Source organism: Nitrincola tapanii (genome assembly GCF_008368715.1).
Taxonomy (GTDB): Bacteria; Pseudomonadota; Gammaproteobacteria; order Pseudomonadales; family Balneatricaceae; genus Nitrincola; species Nitrincola tapanii.
Genome location: NZ_SMRS01000004.1, coordinates 1 through 21735 on the forward strand (window position 1 = coordinate 1; position 21735 = coordinate 21735).

Below are 21735 nucleotides of genomic sequence, written 5' to 3' on the forward strand. Positions count from 1 at the left end.
GGCGAAGAGATCCCGGCGGGCACCTTTATCATGACCGGCGGCATCACAGCGGCGGTCAGCGTGAAGAAGGGCGACTCGATCAACATCCGTTACCAGGATCTGGGCAGCATCACCGCTAAGTTCGTGTAAGGGGGCTTGAGCCGATCCGTCTGGACGCGGTGCTCTCAACCCATAAGCGTCTAGACTCATAAAAAACGACCCTTGTGCGCGGTGCAGGAGGGTCTTGATCAAGGAGAAGGCGATGCCGGTGGCACAGATCCATCTACTGGAGGGGCGCAGTGATGCGCAGAAAGAGCAGTTGATCGCCAAGGTGACGGAAGCGATCGCCCAGGCGCTCGACGCTCCGGAAGCGAGTGTACGCGTGATCCTGACCGAGATGCCGAAGCAGCATTTTGGGATCGGGGGACAGTCAGCGAAAAAACTGGGGCGTTAAAACGCCGCTTCAAATTCGCTAGAGCAAAGAGCGTTAGAAAAAAGATAGGTAGAAAAAGGATAGGCAAACACGCGCAGCGGATAGTACCGATCGCGATGCCTGCTTACTCTAAACAGGTTTTCTCATTTCAGACAGGCTCGCAGAGTCCAAATCTGCGTTTGGATATAAGTAGTGAATGCGGCTACTTATATCCTTTTTTTATGCTTTGTTTCCTAATCGTCTTGTTAAAAATCGAGATCCTCATGACCCATAATAAAAATAATCGATTGTCGCGCCAGGAACCTATGTTGCTTGTTTGTGATCCCGAGGGAAAAATCATACAGAGTTCAACACAGTTTCATATTCACTCAGGTTATGCCCAAGAGGCACTGCTCGGCTGGAATCTGAGCCAGCTCAAACATGCGGATATGCCAGAGGGCCCCTTTACCGATTTATGGAAAACGGTACGCAGTGGTAAACCCTGGATGGGAATCTTGTCACTGGCAAAACAGGATCAACATCCGCTCTGGGTGGATGCCTATGTGTTGCCCGTGGTCGATCATGAAAAATTGGTTGAACTGCATCTGATTTTGCAACCCGCGTCTCAGGACGTGGAAACACGTGCCCATCAGGTGTATCAGTTGCGTAAACAGGGGAAGATGCCTTGGTCATTACGCTTGCCCAGTATCAGTTTAGGCCAACGTTTATCTTTGCTTATATTTCTGGCGATGCTGCCGCTTTGGCTGGGTCTAGCGCTGTGGACGCCTGGGTGGCCGGCGTTATTATTGAGCTTAGCGTCTGCTGTGTTCGCGGGAATAGGCATTTTTTCTTTAACACGTCCTTTGCAAAAGCTGGTTGCCGAGAGTCGGCAGCGTGTCAGTCATCCGGTTAAGCAATTAATTTATACCGGGCGTGTGGATGAGGTTGGACAGTTACAATTGGCAATGCAACTGCAACACAATCAATTGGCAGCGATTCTCTGCCGTATGCGCTATTCCGCCGACGATGTGCGCTTAAGTGCGGATCAAACCGTTGAGGTGATGCGTGGCACCTGTGAAGATCTTTTCCGTCAACAGGATGTACTGACACAGGTGGCGACGGCGATCGAAGAGATTGCACAAACGGTTGATGCGATGAGCGGCAATACCAATGAAGTGGCAGATCAAGCCAGTGGCGCACAAAAACAGGCACAGGAAGGGTGTGGTGCGGTTTCGGCCAGTGTGCAATCGATCCGACATCTTGCCAGCTCGATTCGTGACACAGAACAGGCCGTGACCTCTTTAGCGGATGTCAGTGCTCAGATAGGGAATATTGTGAATGTGATCCGTGCCATTTCCGAACAAACCAATCTCTTGGCATTGAATGCGGCGATTGAAGCGGCACGCGCGGGTGAAAATGGCCGTGGTTTTGCCGTGGTCGCGGATGAGGTGCGCCAATTAGCGCAGCGCACACAAAGTGCGACAGGTGAAATTGATGGCATGATTGTCAGTCTACAACAAGAAACCGAACGCATCGTCGAAGCCATGGCCAATAAACGTAGTTTGTCGGATGCCAGTGTGGCACGCATAGAGCAAACCGGTGAGCGTTTACATCAGATTTTACAAGCGGTGGATCAGATCAGCACGATGACGCATCAATTGGCAACAGCCAGTGAGCAGCAGACCGCAGTGACCTCAGAAGTCAGCCATCGTTTACAGGATCTGCATCTGCAAGGACAGAATACGGTCGCCGAAGCCAGTAAGACACTGGAATTGAATCATCAGTCGGCGCAACAGGCCGAGCGCCAACGTTTTCTGGTGCGCGCCTTAGCACAAGCTTAAGTTAAGGCTTGAGTTTGTGAAGTGATTAAGGGGGCTGTATTTCGCCCCCTATTTCATTCTCATGGATTGCGGAAGTGGGTCTTAACGCAGATCACGTTTTTTCGGAAATAGCCAGAAAGCAAACCAACGCGTAAAACGTGGCATCAGGACATAAGACATCAACACCATGACAATCGCGGTGATAATCATCGTGCGTAGCGGTAAGGGAAGGGGGGCCAGCAGATCTGCGATCAGAAAAAAAATCAGTGTGACCGTTGGATAGAGGGCCAACCAGCTGACAAAGGTCATCTTCCACTTCGCTGGGGGTTGCACAGGGTTTTGTGCCGGGAGGGTAAACCAGGTGATGATGCCGGAAGTGATCTCTACTTTACTCGGTTCGATGAGTAGATCTTCAAACTTATCTAAAAGTGCTAAGCGTTTTGGTGCTTCCTGCCATTGGCTGAGTTCAGCCTGAGAGCGGAATTTAAAGACGATACGGTACTCGGGATCATCTTTGGAAGCGGGACGAAATAGATTCGCTCCAAGATAACCGGGAAATTGTGCAGCCGTTTCGGTCATTTCGGTGCTGAGTTGTTCGAATTCGGTCTCACAGCCGGGTTTGACCCGGCGTGAGATAACAACGGTGACAGGTTCCTGTGCCAGGTTGTGGGACATAGTTTCTCCTAGGACTTGAGAGGCTCGGCTTCACTGAGGAAGTCATTGACCAGGCGGATAAAACGTTCGGAATGTTCGATCTGTGTCCAGTGCCCACAGTGCCCAAAAACATGCAGCTGTGAGTTGGGGATCCAATCATGCAGAGTCAGGGACGCACTCAGAGGAATCACTTCGTCTTCACGGCCATGCAAAATCAGGGTTTCGTGGGGGAGTTGACGTATCTGCTCTTCAGGGCTGGCTAATCCATCTACCCAGCGTTGGCGTGGAGCGGGAAACATCTGTGCAAAGGACTCCTGAAAGCCGGGGCGAATACTGGCTTGATAGCGAAGCTCGGCCAGCTCATCGGTGACACGGCTGCGGTCATAAGCAAAGGTATCCATCAAACGACGCATGGTTTCAAAAGACGGGGTATAGCCCCACACCGCATCTAAACCAGGGGTCAGAGGAAAAGAGACACCGGTGCTGCCCATCAAAATTAAACGGCGTACTCGCTGTGGATGTGCTAAAGCCAAGGCCAGGGCGATGCCACCGCCAAAGGAGTTCCCCAAAAGATCCACCTGTTCCAGACCCAACGCATCCAGCACTCCGAGTGCGTGTTGAACCCAGAGATCGCGCTCATACTGGATGTTGGCGGGGCGCTCAGAATAACCAAACCCTAGCATATCGGGCGCAATAACTCGACGTGAAAGGGCTAGGCTGGGCATGACTAAGCGCCAATTAGCCCAAGCGGTGACACCCGGGCCCGAACCATGAATCATCATCAAGGGAAAGCCTTCACCTAGGTCATGCAGATTGGTGGTAAAGCCTGCTGCGCGGATCTGCTGCGCAATTTCAGGATTTTCAGCGTGAGACATGGGGTTTTTATTCCTTATTGTGCTTATTGGAATAAGGAGTTAGCAAGGCTTGTGCCATGGCTAGGAAAGAATTAATTTGCGACTTAAGTCTAGGTTTTTTGGCGGGAGACCGCTAGCCAGAAAAGAATTTTGATGCACCATTTGCTGAAATCTTCTATCCGATTTCAGCAAATGATGAAAAGGTAGGGGTGACAGGCGTTAAGCTTCGTCACTCTCTGTGTGATCGTCACGACGCTTGAGGCGATAGGCTAAAGCTGCGCGACTTAAACCGAGAAGGCGTGCCGCAGCCGAAACATTCTGTTCTGATTTCTCCATTGCTTTATCGATCAGCAGTGTCTCCAGGTCATTGATGCCGATTTGGTTAGCTAAGACCTGTTCCGCCAGGGTTTCACGAAAGAGTTGTTGATGATCGGGTTTTTCCAACTGACCTGAGCTTTGGTTCAGTTTACGTAGATCGTCTGAGAGTTCACGTTTGGGACGGATACTAAACAGATTCTCTTCGGTAATTGAACTGTGTTCATCTGTCAGGATGATGCCACGCTCCACGGCATTTTCCAGCTCACGAATATTGCCAGGCCAGTCGTGGCGATTCAGCGCCTCCATCGCGCGATCACTCAAGCCGAGCGTTTTTTTGCGATATTGTTTTTCATAACGCTGACGAAAATGTTCTGCGAGGAGCGCGATGTCATTGCGCCTTTCCCGCAAAGGAGGAATCACCACCATATAGGCATTGATGCGATAAAAGAGATCCGCCCGAAAGCGGCCTGCTTTCACGGCTGCCGCCAGGTCTTCGTTGGTAGCGGCGACGATACGGACATTCACCTTACGCGTTCGAGTATCTCCGACACGCTCCAGTTCACCTTCCTGAATCACGCGTAACAAGGCGGCTTGTGCACGTGGTGACAGCTCGATGATCTCATCCAGAAAAATAGTGCCACCATCGGCTCGCTCAAAACGACCTGGCCGGGATTGCATGGCACCGGTATAGGCGCCTTTCTCTACACCAAAGAGTTCAGACTCGATCAGCTCAGGGGGAATCGCCGCGCAGTTGACGGCAACAAAAGGGCCTTGGCTGCGGGCTGACATGCTATGAACACGGCGTGCCAGCACCTCTTTTCCGGTTCCGGTTTCACCGATTAACAGCATGGTGACATCGGAGTTAGCCCCCCGGTCGATCATGGTTAACGCACTGGTAAAGGGCGGTGCTTCACCGAGCGCTCTGGGAACATCTTCTGGATATTGAATGCTTAATTCCAGGTCAGCGATGCGCGATTGCAACTCATAGAGTTCATCGATCAGAGGCGCTTCACGAAACAATTGACTGAACTCTTCATGATCGGGCCATTCTTGCGCTAATTTACCGATAATGAGGCAATGTGCATCGCCTTGGCCACGACAGGTCACTTCACGAAATTGAATGTCCAGACCCGTAAAGTGGCTGGAATAGGCACAGGCATAACCCAGAAGCATCCAGCAGGCCGGTTCATTGAGTTGACCCAGTGCATTGCGGCAGATTTCGACTTCAAAAGAGTCAATCCATTCAAATTCTGCATAGAAATGAGGGGTGTCGAGGCAAAAGTCCAGTTTTAACGGGATAACCTTAACCATGCCGCGCAGGGCGTGCATTTGTGGGCCAAAGAGGAACGCTTTTTCCGGTGAGGCATCTGGGTTGAGTTTACGTGCCAGTTCGGCATCGCGCATACCGGAATAGTAACCCAGGCGCATAAAAAAGCCTTTGCCACGCTCCTGCCCGAGGGTGCTGATGATCTCTTTACGAAAGCTGGAGAGTGCGCCTAGGCCCATTAAGATAGAGCGCTGCTCGGCTAACCAAATTTTCCCCTCAGTGGGCTTAAAATGCAGGCGGTCAATCAAATGCGATAGATCAGGGTATTGCAAATGGACTTCAGACACGGTGCGTTCCTGTCGGAGATTTGTATTTATTATGATCTGGACATGGGTTTGAGCGTCTATAAGGCTAACCTGTCTGCCTAGCTTCAGCAATCCTTTCCCTCCGCACTCAGCACATCTTATCGAGTGCAATCGGCTCTTTTTCATCAAATCACACATTTCAGCCTAATGAGTTGATCAAATCATAAAGTCCCTAACCCTAGGCTGTGGTGTGATGAGGGTCTTAAATCGATTTTTAGACCAACAATTTAATTCTAAATAACTGATTTTAAATTAATAAATAATTTCATTTCTGTTCTTGGCACAGGCTTTGCTGTAGAGCGTCTAGACCACTGAAGTGGCACACATTCATTCATCTACAAGAAAAATAACGATGAGTAGCTATCAGAAATCTCGACCCAGCAAAGCTGTATGGCTTTCGCTTCCTTTGCTCCTTTCCTTGGGTGGCTGTGAGGCTCCACTGGTGTTATCCGGTGTGGAAGAGGAGTTACAAAAACCTATCCGGCGCACCGATCAACTGCATGCTCTGGCCGCCAGTCATCAGACCTATGTCGCCGTGGGTGACTATGGTGTGGTGTTAACCCGCGCTCGCCAGCGTGAGGGGGATGCCTGGAGTCGCCAGGTTTTACCCGGTGCCCCAGCGCTGATTAGTCTGGCACTTTGTCCAGATAATACGCTGGTGGCTCTGAGTGCCGAACGTCAGCTCTGGTTCAGTCAGGATGACGCGCTGAGTTGGCAGAGCCATCCGATTCCCACCGAAGAAAATCTTCTGGCCCTGACCTGTGCGCCCGATAACCGTGTTTGGGCAGTGGGCAGTTATTCCACACTCATGGTTTCTGAGGATCTTGGCCAGTCTTGGGATGAACAGTCTCTGGATGAAGATGCCATGCTCAATACCCTGGAGTTTGTGGATACTTCGACCGCCTTTGTCACGGGTGAATACGGCATGGTCGCGCGCAGTGATGATGCCGGAGCCAGCTGGCAGTTGCTGGAACCCATGCCGGGGGATTTTTACCCCCTGAGCAGTGCCTTTCTGGATGCCGAAACCGCGTGGGTTTCCGGTCTGGACGGCATGATCTTACACACTCAAGACGGCGGTGAAACCTGGCGTGTTGAGCCGACTCCAGTGCAAGCCCCCTTGTATGGCTTGTATGCCGATGCCGAAGTGCAATTGGCTCTAGGCGATCGGGGTGTGGTGTTACAGCGAGAAGGCGAGCGTTGGGTGCAAGTAACTTTACCCAGTGCCACACCCGCCTATCTGCGCTCTGCTCTGCGCACACAAGCCGATCAGGTTCTGATTGCGGGTGGGCAGGGCTCACTTTTTAGCCTGTCGATTCAATAACAACAATACGCAGGAACGATCATGGATAAATTCTCGGCGTCTGCCCATAAGGCTACGCACTGGTTGCATAATCTCGATCAGAAGCTTTTTAACCATCCCAAGATTCTATTGAGTCTGATTTTAATCATTACAATTTTCTTCGCTTCGCGTATTCCTGGCGTGAAGATGTATTCAGATTTTGCGGATCTTTTGCCACAAACCCATCCCTATATTGAACTGCATAACGAGATCAAAGGCTCTTTTGGCGGCGCGAATGTCATCATTGTCGGGGTTGAATTTACTGAACATGACATCTTCGACAATGAAGCCTTGGCACGCATTCATCGTATTACTCAGGCTGTTGACAGTTTACCCGGTGTCAACCACAACCTAGTGACCAGCGTGACGCATCGTAACTCACGCAAAGTCTGGCTAACGCCGGAAGGGAATGTTAACTCCGAGGCCTATTACAACCCGGAAAGAACACAGCTGAGCGCAGAGCAACTTGATCAAATACGCCAGGATGTCAGCTCGGATCCGCGTATTTATGGGCCATTGGTGAGCCCTGATCGGCATATGGCGCTGGTCAAAGCCCAGTTGTATGAGGGGCAGCTGGATTATGCTGCGACCTTTGCTGCGATCCAGGAGATGCGTGCGAACGAAGCCGCGGAAGGGGTGATTATTCACGTCACCGGGCAGCCGATGTTAGTGGGTTGGGCCTATCAATATCTGTCGCAGATTATTGAAATCTTCCTCTTTACCGCGCTGATTATGATTGCGCTGCTGATTTTCTATTTCCGTAAGGCCTACGGCGTACTGATTCCTCTCGCGGGCGTGATTGTCTCCTCGATCTGGGGATTGGGCATCATCTCCCTGTTTGGTTACAACCTAGATCCTTTGAGTTTGGTGATTCCCTTCCTCATCTCGGCGCGTGCGATGTCACACGGTATCCAGTTGGTGGAGCGTTATTATCAGGAGTTAAATGAGCATGAAGATCATCATCTGTCGGCACGTTTGACCTTTGAGAGCCTGTTCCGCCCAGGCAGTCTGGGTGTGGTGTCGGATGCGGTGGGTTTGTTGTTGATCGCTATCGGCTCGATTCCGCTGAATACCAAGCTGGCCCATTTTGCATCACTCTGGGCGCTCAGCATCATTATCACCGTACTTTTGGCGGTGCCGCTATTGCTCTCGATTCTCCCTAAACCGCGCAATATCCGTATCCGTCATAATCTTTTCCGTCAGGTCGGGTTTATTTGTGCGGAGTTGATCAGCGGTGAAAAGGCGGCCAAACGTGCTTTGCTGGTGGCGGCACTCTTATTGGCGGCGGGTTTTTACCTGTCTTCGAAAGTCGTCATTGGTGAGTCAGAACCCGGCTCTCCGATTTTGTATGCTGACCATGATTACAACCAGTCCTCAAAAGCGATTAACGACAGTTTCCCTGGGTCGGAAGAGCTGTATATCGTCGCGGAAATGGATGCCCCAGGAGGAATTAAACGACCCGAGGTGCTGCATGCCTTGGCAGATCTACAGCGTCATATGCTTCTGGATCCAGAAGTCGGTGGCTCCAAAGGGATTCCGGATCTGATCCGTCAGGTGAATCGACTCCTGCATAGCAACGATCCACGTTGGGCACAGATCCCGGATGATGAACTGTATGTGGGTGGTTTGATGTTCACCTACATGATGTCCAGTCCGATTCCAGGTGCCTTGAATGAGTTTGTCGATACCGATGAGCGTATCGCAAATCTGGTGTTTTACTACAAGGATCATCAAGGGGAAACGATCCGTCGTGCCATCCATACCGCACGCCAGTGGATCGAAGAAAATGAAGGCAAGGTGGAAGGCTTAAGCATCCGCTTGGCCGGTGGCACCATCGGCGTGACCGCCGCCATGAATGAAGCCGCGTATGAAACTAATCTGATTGTTTTACCGCTGGTTTTCCTGCTCATTTTTGCCTTTGTGGCCTTCTTCTATACCTCTTTCATGGCCGGTTTGATGATGTTTGGGGTGATGCTATTTGCCACCACACTCACCTATGCCTACATGGGATTGGTCGGGATGGGTATCAACATCAACACCGTGCCCATCATCGCGGTAGGTGTTGGAGTGGGGATCGATTACTCAATCTATATGATGGACCGCATCCGGGCTGAGATGGCGTTATCAGGTGATCTCAGCCATGCCGTGAAGCGTGCCATCAGTACCACAGGTTTGGCGATCAGTTTCACCGCGATCACCCTGATGGCAGGGATTGTCATGTGGGTGCTGCTTTCCGATCTGCGTTTTCAGGCCGAAGCCGCTTTGCTGTTGATCGTGATGATTCTGCTCAATGGCGCAGCCGCCATGTTACTGGTGCCTAGCTGGGTACTGGTATTCAAACCCAAATTCATCTGTAACGCCTACATCGATGAGGACGGTGTGATTCACGCTGATCTCGAAGAGGAAGAGGCGGCGCAGTTGATTACCACCAAAGCTTAACTTAAGGGGCTCACTCCGTATGTCTAAAAAAATAACAACGACAGGCACCGCACTTTCACTGGCGGTCGCAGCCGCCGTGATCGGCATGGCATCGTCTGCGCAGGCCAATGAGATGCGCTGGAACGGTTATGTAGAAAACGCAACCTACCATCGTGAAGGCACAGGGTTATCAAAATTCCGCAATACGGCACAGGCGACTTTTAGCAAGGATTTTGATTCACAAGGCGATTGGAATCTCTCCATGCGCGGTGTCTTGCGTGGTAGCTATGATGGGGTCTATGACCTCAATAAAGGCGAGTTTGGTAAAAACGCTCAAGAATCTTATCTAGGGGCTAATTGGCATGGGCAGGATACCTCCACGGCTATTTTAGCACCGGGGGTGCCTTTCCCTTGCGAAAATGATCCAACCCTATGCCGTAATCTGGACGGTTATATGGATCATAAAGAGCGCGATGCTAAGTTCCCGGAATTTAATAGCAAAGCGGATTTTCTCCGCGAATTCTATGTCGATGCGGTGAAGGATCTGGATTCAGGCGGTCAGCTAGCGTTCCGAGTCGGTCGTCAGCAGGTGGTCTGGGGTAAAACCGATCTGTTCCGTGTCTTGGATGTCCTCAACCCAGTCGATTACTCTCGCCATAACATCTATGACGAGCTGGAAGATATTCGTATCCCACAGTGGATGATCAATGCTGAATGGCGTATGGGGCCCACCTCGGTGTTTGATGACTCTAACTTATCTCTGGTGTGGAACGTGGATAAGTTCCGCCCGAACAATCTGGGAACCTGTGGTCAGTCTTATCGTATTCTGGATGCGGGCTGTTTCTTTAGCTCGCGTGTCATGGGACTAGATCAGATTCCGGGGGCAGCATTTGGTGGCACGAATCCTTATTCGGCTTCGGGTGTGCCCATTATTCATAGCGTTGATGAGCCTTCTTGGGCACTGAAAAATACCCAGTTAGGGGTGAAGTGGGAAGGGGTTTATAAGGATTTGACCTTCTCTCTGAATGCTTTGACCTACCGTCAGCAGTTACCTTCTCTGCATTTCCGTGAGTTGGCTCCTGGTGTGCCGCTACCTGCGACAGATGGGGTGTTTGATATCAAATTCCCACGTGTGAATCTGGTCGGCGGTTCGGTGGACTACTATGCGGCAGGGATAGATTCGATTTTGCGTTTGGAAACCACCTATACCAAGGGTGAAGAGCTGCCGCGTGATCAGAATGGGCATAAAGAAACCGATATGTTCCGTTATGTGCTGGGTGTCGACAAAAACCAGATGATCCCCTGGTTGAACCCACGTCGTGCCTTCCTGATTTCAGCGCAGGTCTTTGGTGAGCATATTCTGGATCATGAATCCGATATGCCGAACTTTAAGGACAACTGGACCGGTACACTGTTGTTTAAAGGCTGGTGGATGAATGACCGTCTCAGTCCACAGATCGTGATGGCACATGACTTCCGTGCGGATGCCTCAGTGTTTGCACCCTCCGTCGAGTGGCTGGCCAATGATCAGCTCAAATTTACTCTGGGTGCGAATATCAAACGGGGTGGTAAAGAACGTTTCCCTTGGAGTGTAGCGGAGGGGTTGGCTGGGGATTCTTCGGGTCAGACAGAGCCTCTGGCACGCTTCACCAATGGCCCGATCGGGGTGGCGAACAAGGAAAACGAAATTCAGTTCACTGTGCGTTACAACTTCTGATTTAGACAACAATAAGGATAAAAGCGATGTTTAAAAAAGCCTTAATTTCGATCGCCATCAGTGGATTGCTGACCAGTACCAGTGTCCTGGCCGTGAGCGAACAGGACATTGAAAACTCTTTCTTCCCCTATAAGAGTTCGCTGCCTGCGGCGGCGGGGATTCAAGTGGGGATGGTGATCAACCAGTCCAACTGGGAAGTGGCAAAAGAGGTTCTGGATCCGGCAATGTTGGAGCAGGTTAAACTGGGTAATTATGAGATACGTGTCGGTGAAACCACGTCATTTGATCTGCACCCTAACTATATCCAAGCGACGCGTGAACAAGCGAGCCAGGCGCAGTTGGGTGCTAAACCCGGAGAGATCTCTGGAACCAGCGCTGGGCGTCCTTTCCCTGCGGAGCCTTCTGCACAAGATCCGCGTGCAGGGGAAAAGTTAGCTTGGAACTACAAGTACGGTTACAACTGGGGAGATTCGGCAGCGATCATGCCTTTCTACTGGAAGTACCGGAATATGGCGACTGGACAGGTGGAACGCACCATCAAATTTAACTTCCACTTCCTCAACTTCACTCGCCGTGTGAATCAGGAGCCGAAACCGGCGATTGAACCGAATCCATCTGAGTTGTTCCGTGCAACCTATGTGCAAGCCTTGGAGCCTGCCGATGTGCGCGATACTCAGTTGTTGATTCAGCGCTTTGAGGATGATTCCAAACTGGATAACGCCTATCTCTATTTAGGCTTCCAGCGTCGAGTGCGTCGTTTGTCGACCGGTCAGGTCACGGATGCTTTCTTGGGTTCCGATATTATGATTGAGGACTTCGAGGGTTATAACGGCCGCATCAGTGATATGAACTGGGATTATAAAGGCACCCGTTATATGTTGATGCCTTTCTTTAATCATAATGATCTGGAACTGGCGACCGATATGCCGGCAGAAAGTGATGGCTATCAGTTTGTCGATTTTACCGGTCAGGGCGGTTGTTTCCCGAAAATCACCTGGCAGCTGCGTAAAGTCTATGAGGTGGAAGCTAAGCCTGTGGATGAAAACCATCCGGTGAGCCGTCGTGTTCACTATATGGATGCTCAGACCTTCACCATTCCACGCACCAATGTGTATGACCGTTCCGGTAATCTCTGGAAAGCTTGGGTGATAGGCCAGGCGCATCCCGATCATCATCTGCCCATTAATAAAGGATCGGGTGTGGCAATTGATGATGCGTTCACCATGATCGATGTTCAGGCTCAACACTGCACCACCGGTCAGTTCAAAGGCATCGTTGATCCTTCCTTGACACCGCCAAGCAAAATGAACGTGCAGAACCTGCGCGCTTCAGGCCGTTAATCTCTCCACCTTCATCTTCATATACCTAGTGATTGCCCGGCTTTAGAGCCGGGCTTTTTTATACGCGCTCGCCAAACATTAGCGCCAGAGCGCAACCAACAGGTGCGCTGCGACCACCACACCGGTTAAGTGCCAACGTAAACGTGCATAGCCTGCCGGATAGGCTTGATCCAGACGAGAGATGATCTCCGTCAGGCGCAGGAGGAAAAACAATGCGGCTTGAATCCACAGAGCCCAGGTCGGCAGGATCATCCAGGCTATAAAGCTCAGGACTGGAAAGCTAACGGCTAGGTAAGCCCAGAGGGTGGGTGTGTCTTTAGCATGTAGGGCAGGCCAGAGAACCCCGGCCATAAAGCCTAGAATCAAGCAGCTGTAGAGTTGGAAGCCGAGTAGGGCTTGTGCCGCAGAAAATGGCCAATTGAGCCAGATGACCAGGGGCAGGGTGACGAAGGGGATTAAACCGGCATAACCGAGAAGTTGTAGACTGCGCATTAAAGAGCCTCGTAAAGGTTTCTTCGCTTTTACGAGGCTAGACGCTTAGGCGTTCAATCAAAAAGAGATCAGAGTTTTTTCTGCTCCTGTAACTGCGCTTCAATCCGAGCCAGTTGTTCACTCATCAGTTGCATATGTTCACGCATCCAATGAATTTCGGCAACTTCTCCTTCCCCCGTTTCCAGCTGCTCGGCTGCACTTTCTTTTTGCATCACATCCAGCACGATCCCGATCATCATGTTTAAGAAAATGAAAGCATTGAGGAAGATAAAGGTCAGGAAATAGATCCAGCTGTAAGGGTAGTGTTCCATGGTCGGATAGAGCACAGCCGTTGCCCAGCTTTCAAAGGTCGCCACTTGGAAAAGGGTTAACATCGCCAGGGCGATATTCCCCCAGAGCTGTTCATCCACCGATTCGAACAGAAAGCTACCGATCGCTGCGTAGATGTAGAAGATGATAAACATCAGCAAGGCCACATAGCCCATACGTGGGATGGATTTCAGTAGTGCCGCTAAGAGGATGCGTAACTCAGGAATCATCGATACCAAACGTAGGACGCGGAAGATACGCAAGAGGCGTGCGATCAAAACCATTTCCGAATCATCGATCGGGATAAGGCTGGCGGTGACGATGAGAAAATCAAACAGATTCCAACCTTTTTTGAAGAAGTTCAACGTGCGTTTTTCGGCTGCGATGCGAATGATCAGCTCGAATAGGAAAAAGAGCGTGATCCCTAGATCCAACCAGCGCATGATCTGTTCAAACCTTGAGGTTTCCTCATAGGTTTTGGCACCGATCAGCAGAGCGGAGACAATAATGATAAAGATGACAAAGCTTTCAAAGATCTTGTTCGCGCGCAAACGCTCTAGCCGATCACGCAGTTGATCCCAATACACACGCATACACTCAATCACTCCCCTGGGTATCAGTTAGTACGCCCGTACGGATCTCTCGGGCGGGTTGCGCGCGGATTATACGCTGTTCGAATGACAAAAGGAGAGAGGATTGAGGCGGCTAAGCCTGGAGGGGAGGCGAAGTCTTGCAAGAGATGCGAAGCGGGCGCTACAGGTCGCTGTAGACAAGCCTTGAGAAGACTCGTCTAGAGCCATCCGCTCGCTTCGCGGTAAAACCTAAAGCCGGGGCGTTTAGGCCAGACTGTGAAGGACTTCAGTTTCCAGTTTAGTGTTGTCATGCAAAGGGCAGCGTTCGCAAACTTCATCTAAAAAGGCTTTTTTTTCAGTTTCACTGAGATCGGCATCAATGCTGGCTAGGATACGTATCTGCTGAAAACCGTTACGGTCTTCAGAGGCTTTACCCATGAGTCCAGCGGGATTGTAATCCCCTTCCACTTGAATCTGCATGCTACGGAGATCGATTTTTTTCTGGAAGGCGGCGATGCGTGCAATGGTGCCAATGCATCCTGCCACGGCAAAGAGAAAATACTGCAGAGGCGTAGGCCCTAATCCTGTGCCTTTGGCCGTAACAGGTTGGTCGATCACCATTTGATGGCCATCAATGATACTGGTGACCGCAAAGCCTTGGTTCATTTCAGCACTGACACTCAGAGTTTTGGTTTGGCTCATGGTTACACTCATTGGTTTATAAGGAAGTCTTAATATAACCCTTCCTGGCAAGGTCTAAAAGCGATCCAGATCAACGTTTCAGCCATTTTGCCCCTAGAACTAACATGCATGGAGTTAAGAGTAGGGTCAACAGGGTAGCGAAGGCTAAGCCGCCTGCAATCGCGCTGGAAAGTTGTGTCCACCACTGCGTGGAGGGCGCGCCCAAACCTAAACTGGGTTCTAAGAGATTCACATTCACCCCTAACACCATCGGCATTAAGCCAAGGATCGTGGTAATGGCCGTTAATAAGACGGGGCGAAGACGCAGACAACCCGTCTCCAGTGCAGCTTCAAAGGCTTCCATCCCTTCAGTACGCAGCAGATTGTAGGTATCAATCAAAATGATATTGTTGTTCACGACAATACCGGCCAGGGCAATAATGCCCATACCTACCATCACAATGCCAAAGGATTGACCGTTGATCAGCAGCCCCATGAGCACACCGGCAGTAGAAAACAGGATGGCTGAGAGCACCAGAAGGGTTTGATAGAGGCTATTAAATTGAATCACCAGAATCAGAGTCATTAATAAAATGGCCAAGATAAAAGCGGTGATCAAAAAAGTGGAGGCTTCTTTTTGATCGGCATCTTCACCGCGGATCTTCACCTCAACCCCTTCGGGTAGCTGCGGATAGAGATCGGCGAGTTGACGTAAACGTTCATCTAAACGGAAACCTTCAGCAAGATCGGCTTTTAGGGTGAGGGTGCGTATGCCATCCACACGATGCAACGTGCCGATTTTGGGAGCCGGTTCGAGGCGTACAAATTCGCTTAAAGGCACCTGGCCACGATGGGTGCTGAGGGTCATGCGTTCAAGTTGGTCGAGGGAGCGCCAATGTCCCGGTAAGCGTACACGGATATCCACTTCATCATTAGCATCTTCAGGACGATAGTTCGCCAACAAGAGGCCATTCGTGACCAGTTGCACGGCATTGCCTACACTGAGCACATCGGCACCCATGCGTGCGGCGGCTTCACGATCGACCCCTAAGCGCCATTCAATTCCGGGCAGGGTACGATCATCTTCAATATCAATAAAGCCCCCCAGTTCTAGCATACGTTGACGAATCTGATCAGCGGCTTGCAGCATGCGTTCGGGGGATTGAGCACTAATCTGTAATTCGACGGGTTTACCCTGGCCGGGTCCCATCTCTTGTTCGCGAAACTCCAAGACAATCCCGACAAAATCCTCAGTTTTCTCACGCATATCCGCAATGATCTCGGCTGCTTTGCGACGTTGATGCCATTCGATCAGGCGGAATTGTAAAACGCCGATCACATCACTGCCCATCTGGGTTGAGGGCGCAGCAAAGCTGCGTGCATAGAGAGATTCAACTTCTGGGTGATGGTTTAAGCGGGCCTCCAACGCCTGCAAGAGCGCGTCTTTTTCATAGACAGAAAGATCGCCGCGTGCGCGTACATGCAGTTGCAGTGTTTCTGGCTCCAGGCTTGGAAAAAACTCGACGCCATGATTCAAGCGTCCATAAGCCGTGTAGATCAGCGCGATTAACGACAGCATCCCTAGGAGGGTGAGTAAAGGGTGCTTAAGTAAGCGTGTCAGTAAGTGTCGATAGAGCGCGAGCCCCGGGCCGGGTGCTTTTTCTTGCACTATAGCGCGACTGGAAAGGACGCCACCCATGGTCGGTAGAAAAACTAAGGCCATGAATAGGGACGCCAGCAGGCAAAGAATGACGGTGGCCGGCAGGTATTTCATAAACTCCCCAACCACGCCGGGCCAGAAGAGCAGAGGCAGAAAGACAGATAGCGTCGTTGCGGTAGAGGCGATCACCGGCCAGCTCATGCGACTGGCGGCCTGTACCCAGGCTTGAGCAGGTGTATGGCCTTCACGTAGGTAACGATCCGCTAGCTCACTGACCACTATTGCACCATCCACAAGCATTCCGGCGACCAGAATCAATGAGAAGAGCACGATGATGTTCAGGGTGTAACCTATCGCCCAGATCATCAAAATCCCGGTTAAAAAGGCACCGGGAATGGTCAGGCCGACCATGAGTGCTGAGCGTAAGCCCAGTGTGGCGAGGATCAAAATTAAAACCAGCACCACGGCCGTCAGTACATTATTGAGTAAATCCGAAAGTAGATTACGCACATCAATCGATTGATCCATGATGAAATCAACTTGAATATCGGCTGGCAGCTGCGCTTCAGCCGCTTGAATCAAGCTGCGTACCTGTTCGATGGTGGCGATAATATTGGCCCCAGAACGTTTCTTAACCTCTAAAACAATACCCGGTTGGCCATTAATCCGAGCAAAACCGGTCGGATCCTTAAAGGTACGGCGTAGCACCGCGATGTCACCAAAAGTGACCACCGTATCTCCCGAGACCTTGACGGGTAGGCTCATCACATCTTCCAAGGATTCAATCACCCCAGGTACTTTCATGGCTAAACGACCGGCACCGGTATCTAAGCTGCCGGCTGCAACCAGCCGATTGTTGCGTGAAACCAGGTTAAATAGTTGGGTGTAGTCGATGCCATATTGATCGAGGATTTGGGGATCGACCAGAATTTCAAGAAGATCTTCGCGATCACCGGCAATATCCACTTCCAGTACTTCGGGGATGCCTTCGATTGCATCTTTGAGGCGTCGGGCTAAAAAGACCAGCTCCGCTTCTGACACCGGACCGGACAAAGACAGGGTCATCACGGGGAAGAGGGCGATGTTAATTTCATGAACACGCGGCTCATCGGCTTCCGACGGCAGTTTAGAACGTGCGGTATCGACTTTTTCACGCACATCTTGCAAGGCTTGTTTGGGATCAAAGCCGGCATCAAATTCCAGCATGACTGAAGCGTGGCCTTCACTGGCCGTTGCCGTCATTTTCTTGACTCCCTCCAAAGCGCGCAGCTCTTGCTCCATCGGGCGTACCAGCAAGCGCTCCGCATCCTCAGGGCTGATTCCTTCCAGCCCCATGGATACATACATCATCGGAATCACAACATCAGGATTGGCTTCTTTCGGAATGGTTTGATAAGCCATCAAGCCTGCAATCAGTAAAAATACAAACAACATGAGCGTAGCACGGCTACGATTTAAGGCCGCTTGAATCAGGCTCTGCATCAGTGTGCCTCCGCAGCGACCACGGCCACTTTTTGTCCAACTTGGACAAAACCGGCGCCCAGAGTAATCAGCTCCAATTGCTCAGGAGCTCCACCCACCCAAACTCCTTCGGTGCCCAGGCTGAGTAGTTCAACGGCCACAAACTCAACGCGCTGATCTGCATTCACAGTATATAAGCCGGTTTGCCCCTGATCATCTAATGCCAATAAGGCGGGCGATAAAAAGTGTGCTGCGCGAGGAGCTAATTTGATTTCAAGGCGTGCACTGCTGCCCGCTAAGCGTTGTAACTCAGGATTCTCCAGGCGTGCTTCCAACTGAAAGCTGCGGGTATCGGACTCCGCGAGATGGGATAGATAGTGAATTTCGCCTGCTAAGCGTTGCTGGTTGAGCAACACCGCTTCCACTTTTAAGCCTTCACTGAGTTCTGCGATCTGTTGTTGGGGAACTTGAGCGATCAACTTTAATTGCGAAATATCCAAGAGTTCGGCCACTAGATCGCCGGGCTGACGTAGTTCACCCGGCTCCACCGGTAGGCGATTGAGTAAGCCTGCAAAAGGCGCGGTTATCTCAGTGTAGGCCAGTTGCTGCTGCATTAAATCGCGTTCAGCACGTGCATTGGCCAAAGCTGAGCGTAAGCGCAATAGATCGGTTTCAGACAGGTGTTGATTTTGCTTTAAGCGCTCCCCCGCACGAAGTTCGGCTTCACGCAGGCGTAAATCTGCCTCGGCACGTGCCAGTTGGGTGGGACGATTCTCTACATCAAAGCGCAGAATGAGTTGACCTTGTGCCAGTGTTTGGCCGGGTTCTGCGGCTAATTCCGCGATGCGGGCGCTGATTTGACTCCGCAGCTGCAGATGCTTTATCGGCTCTAATTGGCCCTGCAAAATTAAACTGGGCTGAAACGTTTGTGCCTCTAGCCGACGGGTTTGGACCTGCGCTAAGGCGGTCTCGACACTGGAATGAGCCTGCGGCGCTTGAGTCGCGGCAGAGTCGATACGACCACTTAGCATCCAGGCCATTAATAGAAGGGAGAGTCCAAGCGCCAGCCAAAAAGAACGTGAAGTTTTAGGTGAGGAGGAGGTCGAATTGGAATCTGAAGTCGCCATAAGAGGTCATCCTAGACTGTAACGCTTAGTGCGTTGCAGCATAGCAGGAAAGACCTCGACTGCGCATCCTCTACACGAGCAAGCTTGCACCTAGGGCGAGTGATTAGGCCCTAGGTTAGGCGCGTGGATGGGATGGATTTAAGCCACGCACTTTTCTCGTTCAGCTTTTAAGGCCGCTTGCTCAAGGGCTTCTTTACGCTCATAGCGCTTCCAAACTTTTTCATGGAAATGGAAGGCTACCGTGTTTAAGGCCGGTTCAATCAGAGCCACGGCACCGCCAATAATTAAATCACCGGTCAAAGCATAGGTGACACCGAATGCAACCATGAAGTGTAAGATGCCAAAAGAAATCGTCTTTTTCATGATCGGGCTCTCCATATGTAAAGCCTTAAGTCTTGGGTGCTATCAAGTCTTGTGAGCTATCCAGTCTTTGCAACTCTATAGTCTTGAATCTTGAGTTGAGTATGCATGAGGATCTTTGAGAGTAAAAATTAATTGAAAAAATGGATGTGATAGATTTAAAGAATGGATGGCAGGTTGTCTCACTCTTTATCCTAGTAAAGAAGTCAGATTTAACCAAGACGATTTACGCCCATCAGGCTATAATGCGCTTTTCGATAAATCCCTTCAGGCAGTGCCCCCAGAATGATGCAAGCGACGCCCTCAATTTTTTCTTTCCCTAAGTACCGTGCTGAGCAGAAGGCAGCGCCTTTTTTGCCTATGTCGCGCCAGGAGATGCAAAAGTTAGGTTGGGATGCCTGCGATATTATTATTGTGACTGGGGATGCTTATGTCGATCATCCTTCTTTTGGCATGGCGATCATAGGGCGCTTGCTCGAAGCACAAGGTTTTCGTGTAGGCATTCTGGCACAACCGGATTGGCACTCATCTGAAGCCTTCACGGCGCTGGGTAAACCTCGTCTCTTCTTTGGTATAGCAGCCGGTAACATGGACTCCATGATTAACCGTTATACCGCAGATAAAAAAATCCGCTCTGATGATGCCTACACACCGGGGAATGTCGCCGGTAAACGGCCAGATCGCGCCAGTATTGTCTACAGCCAGCGTTGTCGCGAGGCCTATAAAGATGTGCCTTTGGTGTTAGGTGGGATTGAAGCTTCGTTGCGGCGTATTGCGCATTATGATTACTGGCAAGATAAGGTACGTCGTTCAATCCTGTTGGATGCTCGTGCCGATCTTTTGCTTTACGGTAACGCCGAACGTGCCGTGGTTGAGTTAGCCCATCGTTTAGCGGCGGGTGAAAGCATCGATCAGATTCGTGATCTGCGTGGCACGGCCTTTGTCCGTAAGGATACACCGGAAGACTGGATGGAGATTGATTCTACGCGGATCGATCGCCCAGGGAAGGTAGATAAAATCATCAATCCTTACGTGAATACTCGAGATCTGCCTGAGTGTGAGCTGGAACAGCGCAGTGGCGGTGAAGCGGCCGAGATGGAAGCGGAGGATGAAGTTCAGATCCTGCATATCGAATCCCGTGTCCGTTTAGATCGTAGCAAAACGGTTATACGTATCCCTTCTTTTGAAAAGGTCAGTAAAGATCCTGTCCTCTATGCACATGCCAGTCGGGTGCTGCACTTGGAAACCAATCCCGGTAATGCGCGTGCCCTGGTGCAACTGCATGGTGATCAAGAGGTGTGGTTGAACCCGCCTCCGATTCCTTTAAGTATGCAAGAGATGGATTATGTGTTTGATCTGCCTTATGCACGCGTGCCTCACCCCAACTATAAAGGGGCTGAAATACCTGCGTATAAAATGATCCGTTTTTCTGTGAATATCATGCGGGGTTGTTTTGGAGGGTGTACGTTCTGTTCCATCACCGAGCATGAAGGCCGGATTATTCAAAATCGTTCGGAGGAGTCGATTTTAAAAGAGATTGAGCAGATTCGTGACAAGGTGCCTGGATTCACTGGCGTGATTTCCGACCTGGGGGGCCCCACCGCGAATATGTATCGTATCGCCTGTAAAACCCGTGAAATCGAAGCCGCCTGTCGGAAACCTTCCTGTGTCTACCCAGGCATCTGCCCGAATCTGAATACCGATCACTCTGCCTTAACACGCCTCTATCGCAATGCGCGTAAACTGCGTGGTGTGAAGAAAATTTTGATCGCATCAGGTTTGCGTTATGACCTAGCGGTTCAGGATCCAGATTATGTGCGTGAATTGGTGACGCATCATGTAGGAGGGTATTTAAAGATTGCGCCTGAACATACCGAGCAGGGGCCTTTGGATAAGATGATGAAACCCGGTATGGGCACCTATGATCATTTCAAGAAGATGTTTGAGCGCTTCTCGAAAGAGGCGGGTAAGGATCAGTATTTAATCCCGTATTTCATTGCGGCCCATCCTGGCACACGCGATGAAGATATGTTGAATTTAGCGCTTTGGTTAAAGCGTAACGGTTATAAAGCGGATCAGGTGCAGGCTTTTTATCCTTCCCCGATGGCGACTGCAACAGCTATGTATTACAGCGGGCGTAACCCACTGCGTCGCTTGAGTTATAAAAAATCCGCGGAGCGTGTCGAAACGGCCAAAGGTGAAAAACAACGACGCCTACACAAAGCTTTTTTGCGTTGGCATGATCCGGCCAACTGGCCGTTGTTACGAGAGGCCTTAAAAACGATGGGGCGAGCCGATTTAATCGGTGAGGGTGAAATGCAGTTGATTCCCAGTTCGGATGAGGTGGGAACTTACACCAGTCATCGTCGTAAAAATACACCCGGTGCGGCACGTACGGCTAAGGGTAAACTTTTGACTCAGCACACCGGCTTGCCTCCAAGTACTCAACGCTTAGGCAAGAATGTGCCTCATTCTGGCGCGAAGTCTCGGCCAAATAAAAAACGCACAGAACGAAGTGGATGATTTCCACTTCTTTTGTGATTTTTACATTGTAATTACGCGGAACAGGTGTATAGTGAATCCATCAGAT

At 50.7% G+C, this 21735-nt stretch carries 16 protein-coding genes; 7 read left to right on the forward strand and 9 right to left on the reverse strand.

All coding sequences use genetic code 11. From position 1 onward, the window contains the following. The first annotated feature begins 241 nt into the window (after nt 1–241). Nucleotides 242–433, forward strand: coding sequence for a 2-hydroxymuconate tautomerase (locus E1H14_RS05860; protein ID WP_149390505.1), 192 nt, complete (start codon nt 242–244; stop codon nt 431–433). A 242-nt stretch (nt 434–675) separates the two neighbouring features. Further along, complete coding sequence (locus tag E1H14_RS05865) at nt 676–2232, forward strand: methyl-accepting chemotaxis protein (RefSeq protein ID WP_160142029.1); 1557 nt, start codon at nt 676–678, stop codon at nt 2230–2232. Nucleotides 2233–2313: 81 nt separating this feature from the next. On the opposite strand, the gene E1H14_RS05870 is transcribed toward E1H14_RS05865, so the two are convergent. The 3 genes from E1H14_RS05870 to E1H14_RS05880 form a co-directional block, all read right to left on the reverse strand. After that, nucleotides 2314–2886, reverse strand: a complete 573-nt coding sequence (locus E1H14_RS05870; protein WP_149390530.1) for an antibiotic biosynthesis monooxygenase — start codon at nt 2884–2886, stop codon at nt 2314–2316. 8 nt (nt 2887–2894) lie between these two features. After that, on the reverse strand, nt 2895–3740 hold the full coding sequence (locus E1H14_RS05875; RefSeq protein ID WP_149390531.1) for an alpha/beta fold hydrolase: 846 nt from the start codon (nt 3738–3740) through the stop codon (nt 2895–2897). A gap of 198 nt (nt 3741–3938) precedes the next feature. Continuing rightward, on the reverse strand, nt 3939–5651 hold the full coding sequence (locus tag E1H14_RS05880) for a sigma-54-dependent Fis family transcriptional regulator (RefSeq protein WP_235017398.1): 1713 nt from the start codon (nt 5649–5651) through the stop codon (nt 3939–3941). 370 nt (nt 5652–6021) lie between these two features. Between E1H14_RS05880 and E1H14_RS05885 the strand changes: the two genes are divergently transcribed. From E1H14_RS05885 to E1H14_RS05900, 4 genes are read left to right on the forward strand one after another with little or no spacing between them, the layout of a single operon-like run. Next, nucleotides 6022–6990, forward strand: coding sequence for a YCF48-related protein (locus E1H14_RS05885; protein ID WP_149390533.1), 969 nt, complete (start codon nt 6022–6024; stop codon nt 6988–6990). Nucleotides 6991–7011: 21 nt separating this feature from the next. Beyond that, a complete protein-coding gene (locus E1H14_RS05890; protein ID WP_149390534.1) occupies nt 7012–9447 on the forward strand; it encodes an efflux RND transporter permease subunit in 2436 nt (811 codons plus the stop codon). A gap of 19 nt (nt 9448–9466) precedes the next feature. Further along, complete coding sequence (locus tag E1H14_RS05895; protein ID WP_149390535.1) at nt 9467–11143, forward strand: DUF1302 family protein; 1677 nt, start codon at nt 9467–9469, stop codon at nt 11141–11143. A gap of 26 nt (nt 11144–11169) precedes the next feature. Next, complete coding sequence (locus tag E1H14_RS05900) at nt 11170–12483, forward strand: DUF1329 domain-containing protein (protein WP_149390536.1); 1314 nt, start codon at nt 11170–11172, stop codon at nt 12481–12483. Between the two features lie 78 nt (nt 12484–12561). On the opposite strand, the gene E1H14_RS05905 is transcribed toward E1H14_RS05900, so the two are convergent. From E1H14_RS05905 to E1H14_RS05930, 6 genes are all read right to left on the reverse strand, one after another. Beyond that, nucleotides 12562–12975: a DUF3429 domain-containing protein gene (locus tag E1H14_RS05905; RefSeq protein WP_149390537.1), complete on the reverse strand. Its 414-nt coding sequence runs from the start codon at nt 12973–12975 to the stop codon at nt 12562–12564. Between the two features lie 68 nt (nt 12976–13043). Beyond that, nucleotides 13044–13877 carry an ion transporter gene (locus E1H14_RS05910; protein WP_149390538.1) on the reverse strand — a complete coding sequence of 278 codons (834 nt, stop codon included), beginning with the start codon at nt 13875–13877 and terminating at the stop codon, nt 13044–13046. A gap of 243 nt (nt 13878–14120) precedes the next feature. After that, nucleotides 14121–14558, reverse strand: coding sequence for an OsmC family protein (locus tag E1H14_RS05915; RefSeq protein ID WP_149390539.1), 438 nt, complete (start codon nt 14556–14558; stop codon nt 14121–14123). 70 nt (nt 14559–14628) lie between these two features. Continuing rightward, the gene (locus E1H14_RS05920) at nt 14629–17679 is read right to left on the reverse strand and encodes an efflux RND transporter permease subunit (RefSeq protein WP_149390540.1); all 3051 of its coding nucleotides are present in this window, start codon (nt 17677–17679) and stop codon (nt 14629–14631) included. Further along, on the reverse strand, nt 17679–18785 hold the full coding sequence (locus tag E1H14_RS05925; RefSeq protein WP_149390541.1) for an efflux RND transporter periplasmic adaptor subunit: 1107 nt from the start codon (nt 18783–18785) through the stop codon (nt 17679–17681). Before E1H14_RS05925 ends, E1H14_RS05920 begins: the two co-directional genes overlap by 1 nt. 138 nt (nt 18786–18923) lie before the next feature. Further along, entirely contained in the window at nt 18924–19148 is a 225-nt protein-coding gene (locus E1H14_RS05930; RefSeq protein WP_149390542.1) for a DUF2061 domain-containing protein, read from the reverse strand. A 285-nt stretch (nt 19149–19433) separates the two neighbouring features. On the opposite strand from E1H14_RS05930, the gene E1H14_RS05935 reads away from it, so the two are divergent. Next, nucleotides 19434–21668 (forward strand): YgiQ family radical SAM protein, encoded by a 2235-nt coding sequence (locus E1H14_RS05935; RefSeq protein WP_149390769.1) that lies wholly within the window; start codon nt 19434–19436, stop codon nt 21666–21668. Nucleotides 21669–21735 lie beyond the last annotated feature (67 nt).

Excerpts from the sequence above, each read along its gene's own strand:
- E1H14_RS05875 (WP_149390531.1), bottom strand. The coding sequence starts at position 3,740 with ATGTCTCACGCTGAAAATCCTGAAATTGCGCAGCAGATCCGCGCAGCA.
- E1H14_RS05915 (WP_149390539.1), bottom strand. The coding sequence starts at position 14,558 with ATGAGCCAAACCAAAACTCTGAGTGTCAGTGCTGAAATGAACCAAGGC.
- E1H14_RS05890 (WP_149390534.1), top strand. The coding sequence starts at position 7,012 with ATGGATAAATTCTCGGCGTCTGCCCATAAGGCTACGCACTGGTTGCAT.
- E1H14_RS05865 (WP_160142029.1), top strand. The coding sequence starts at position 676 with ATGACCCATAATAAAAATAATCGATTGTCGCGCCAGGAACCTATGTTG.
- E1H14_RS05895 (WP_149390535.1), top strand. The coding sequence starts at position 9,467 with ATGTCTAAAAAAATAACAACGACAGGCACCGCACTTTCACTGGCGGTC.
- E1H14_RS05885 (WP_149390533.1), top strand. The coding sequence starts at position 6,022 with ATGAGTAGCTATCAGAAATCTCGACCCAGCAAAGCTGTATGGCTTTCG.
- E1H14_RS05910 (WP_149390538.1), bottom strand. The coding sequence starts at position 13,877 with ATGCGTGTGTATTGGGATCAACTGCGTGATCGGCTAGAGCGTTTGCGC.
- E1H14_RS05920 (WP_149390540.1), bottom strand. The coding sequence starts at position 17,679 with ATGCAGAGCCTGATTCAAGCGGCCTTAAATCGTAGCCGTGCTACGCTC.
- E1H14_RS05925 (WP_149390541.1), bottom strand. The coding sequence starts at position 18,785 with ATGGCGACTTCAGATTCCAATTCGACCTCCTCCTCACCTAAAACTTCA.
- E1H14_RS05930 (WP_149390542.1), bottom strand. The coding sequence starts at position 19,148 with ATGAAAAAGACGATTTCTTTTGGCATCTTACACTTCATGGTTGCATTC.
- E1H14_RS05870 (WP_149390530.1), bottom strand. The coding sequence starts at position 2,886 with ATGTCCCACAACCTGGCACAGGAACCTGTCACCGTTGTTATCTCACGC.
- E1H14_RS05860 (WP_149390505.1), top strand. The coding sequence starts at position 242 with ATGCCGGTGGCACAGATCCATCTACTGGAGGGGCGCAGTGATGCGCAG.
- E1H14_RS05935 (WP_149390769.1), top strand. The coding sequence starts at position 19,434 with ATGCAAGCGACGCCCTCAATTTTTTCTTTCCCTAAGTACCGTGCTGAG.
- E1H14_RS05905 (WP_149390537.1), bottom strand. The coding sequence starts at position 12,975 with ATGCGCAGTCTACAACTTCTCGGTTATGCCGGTTTAATCCCCTTCGTC.
- E1H14_RS05900 (WP_149390536.1), top strand. The coding sequence starts at position 11,170 with ATGTTTAAAAAAGCCTTAATTTCGATCGCCATCAGTGGATTGCTGACC.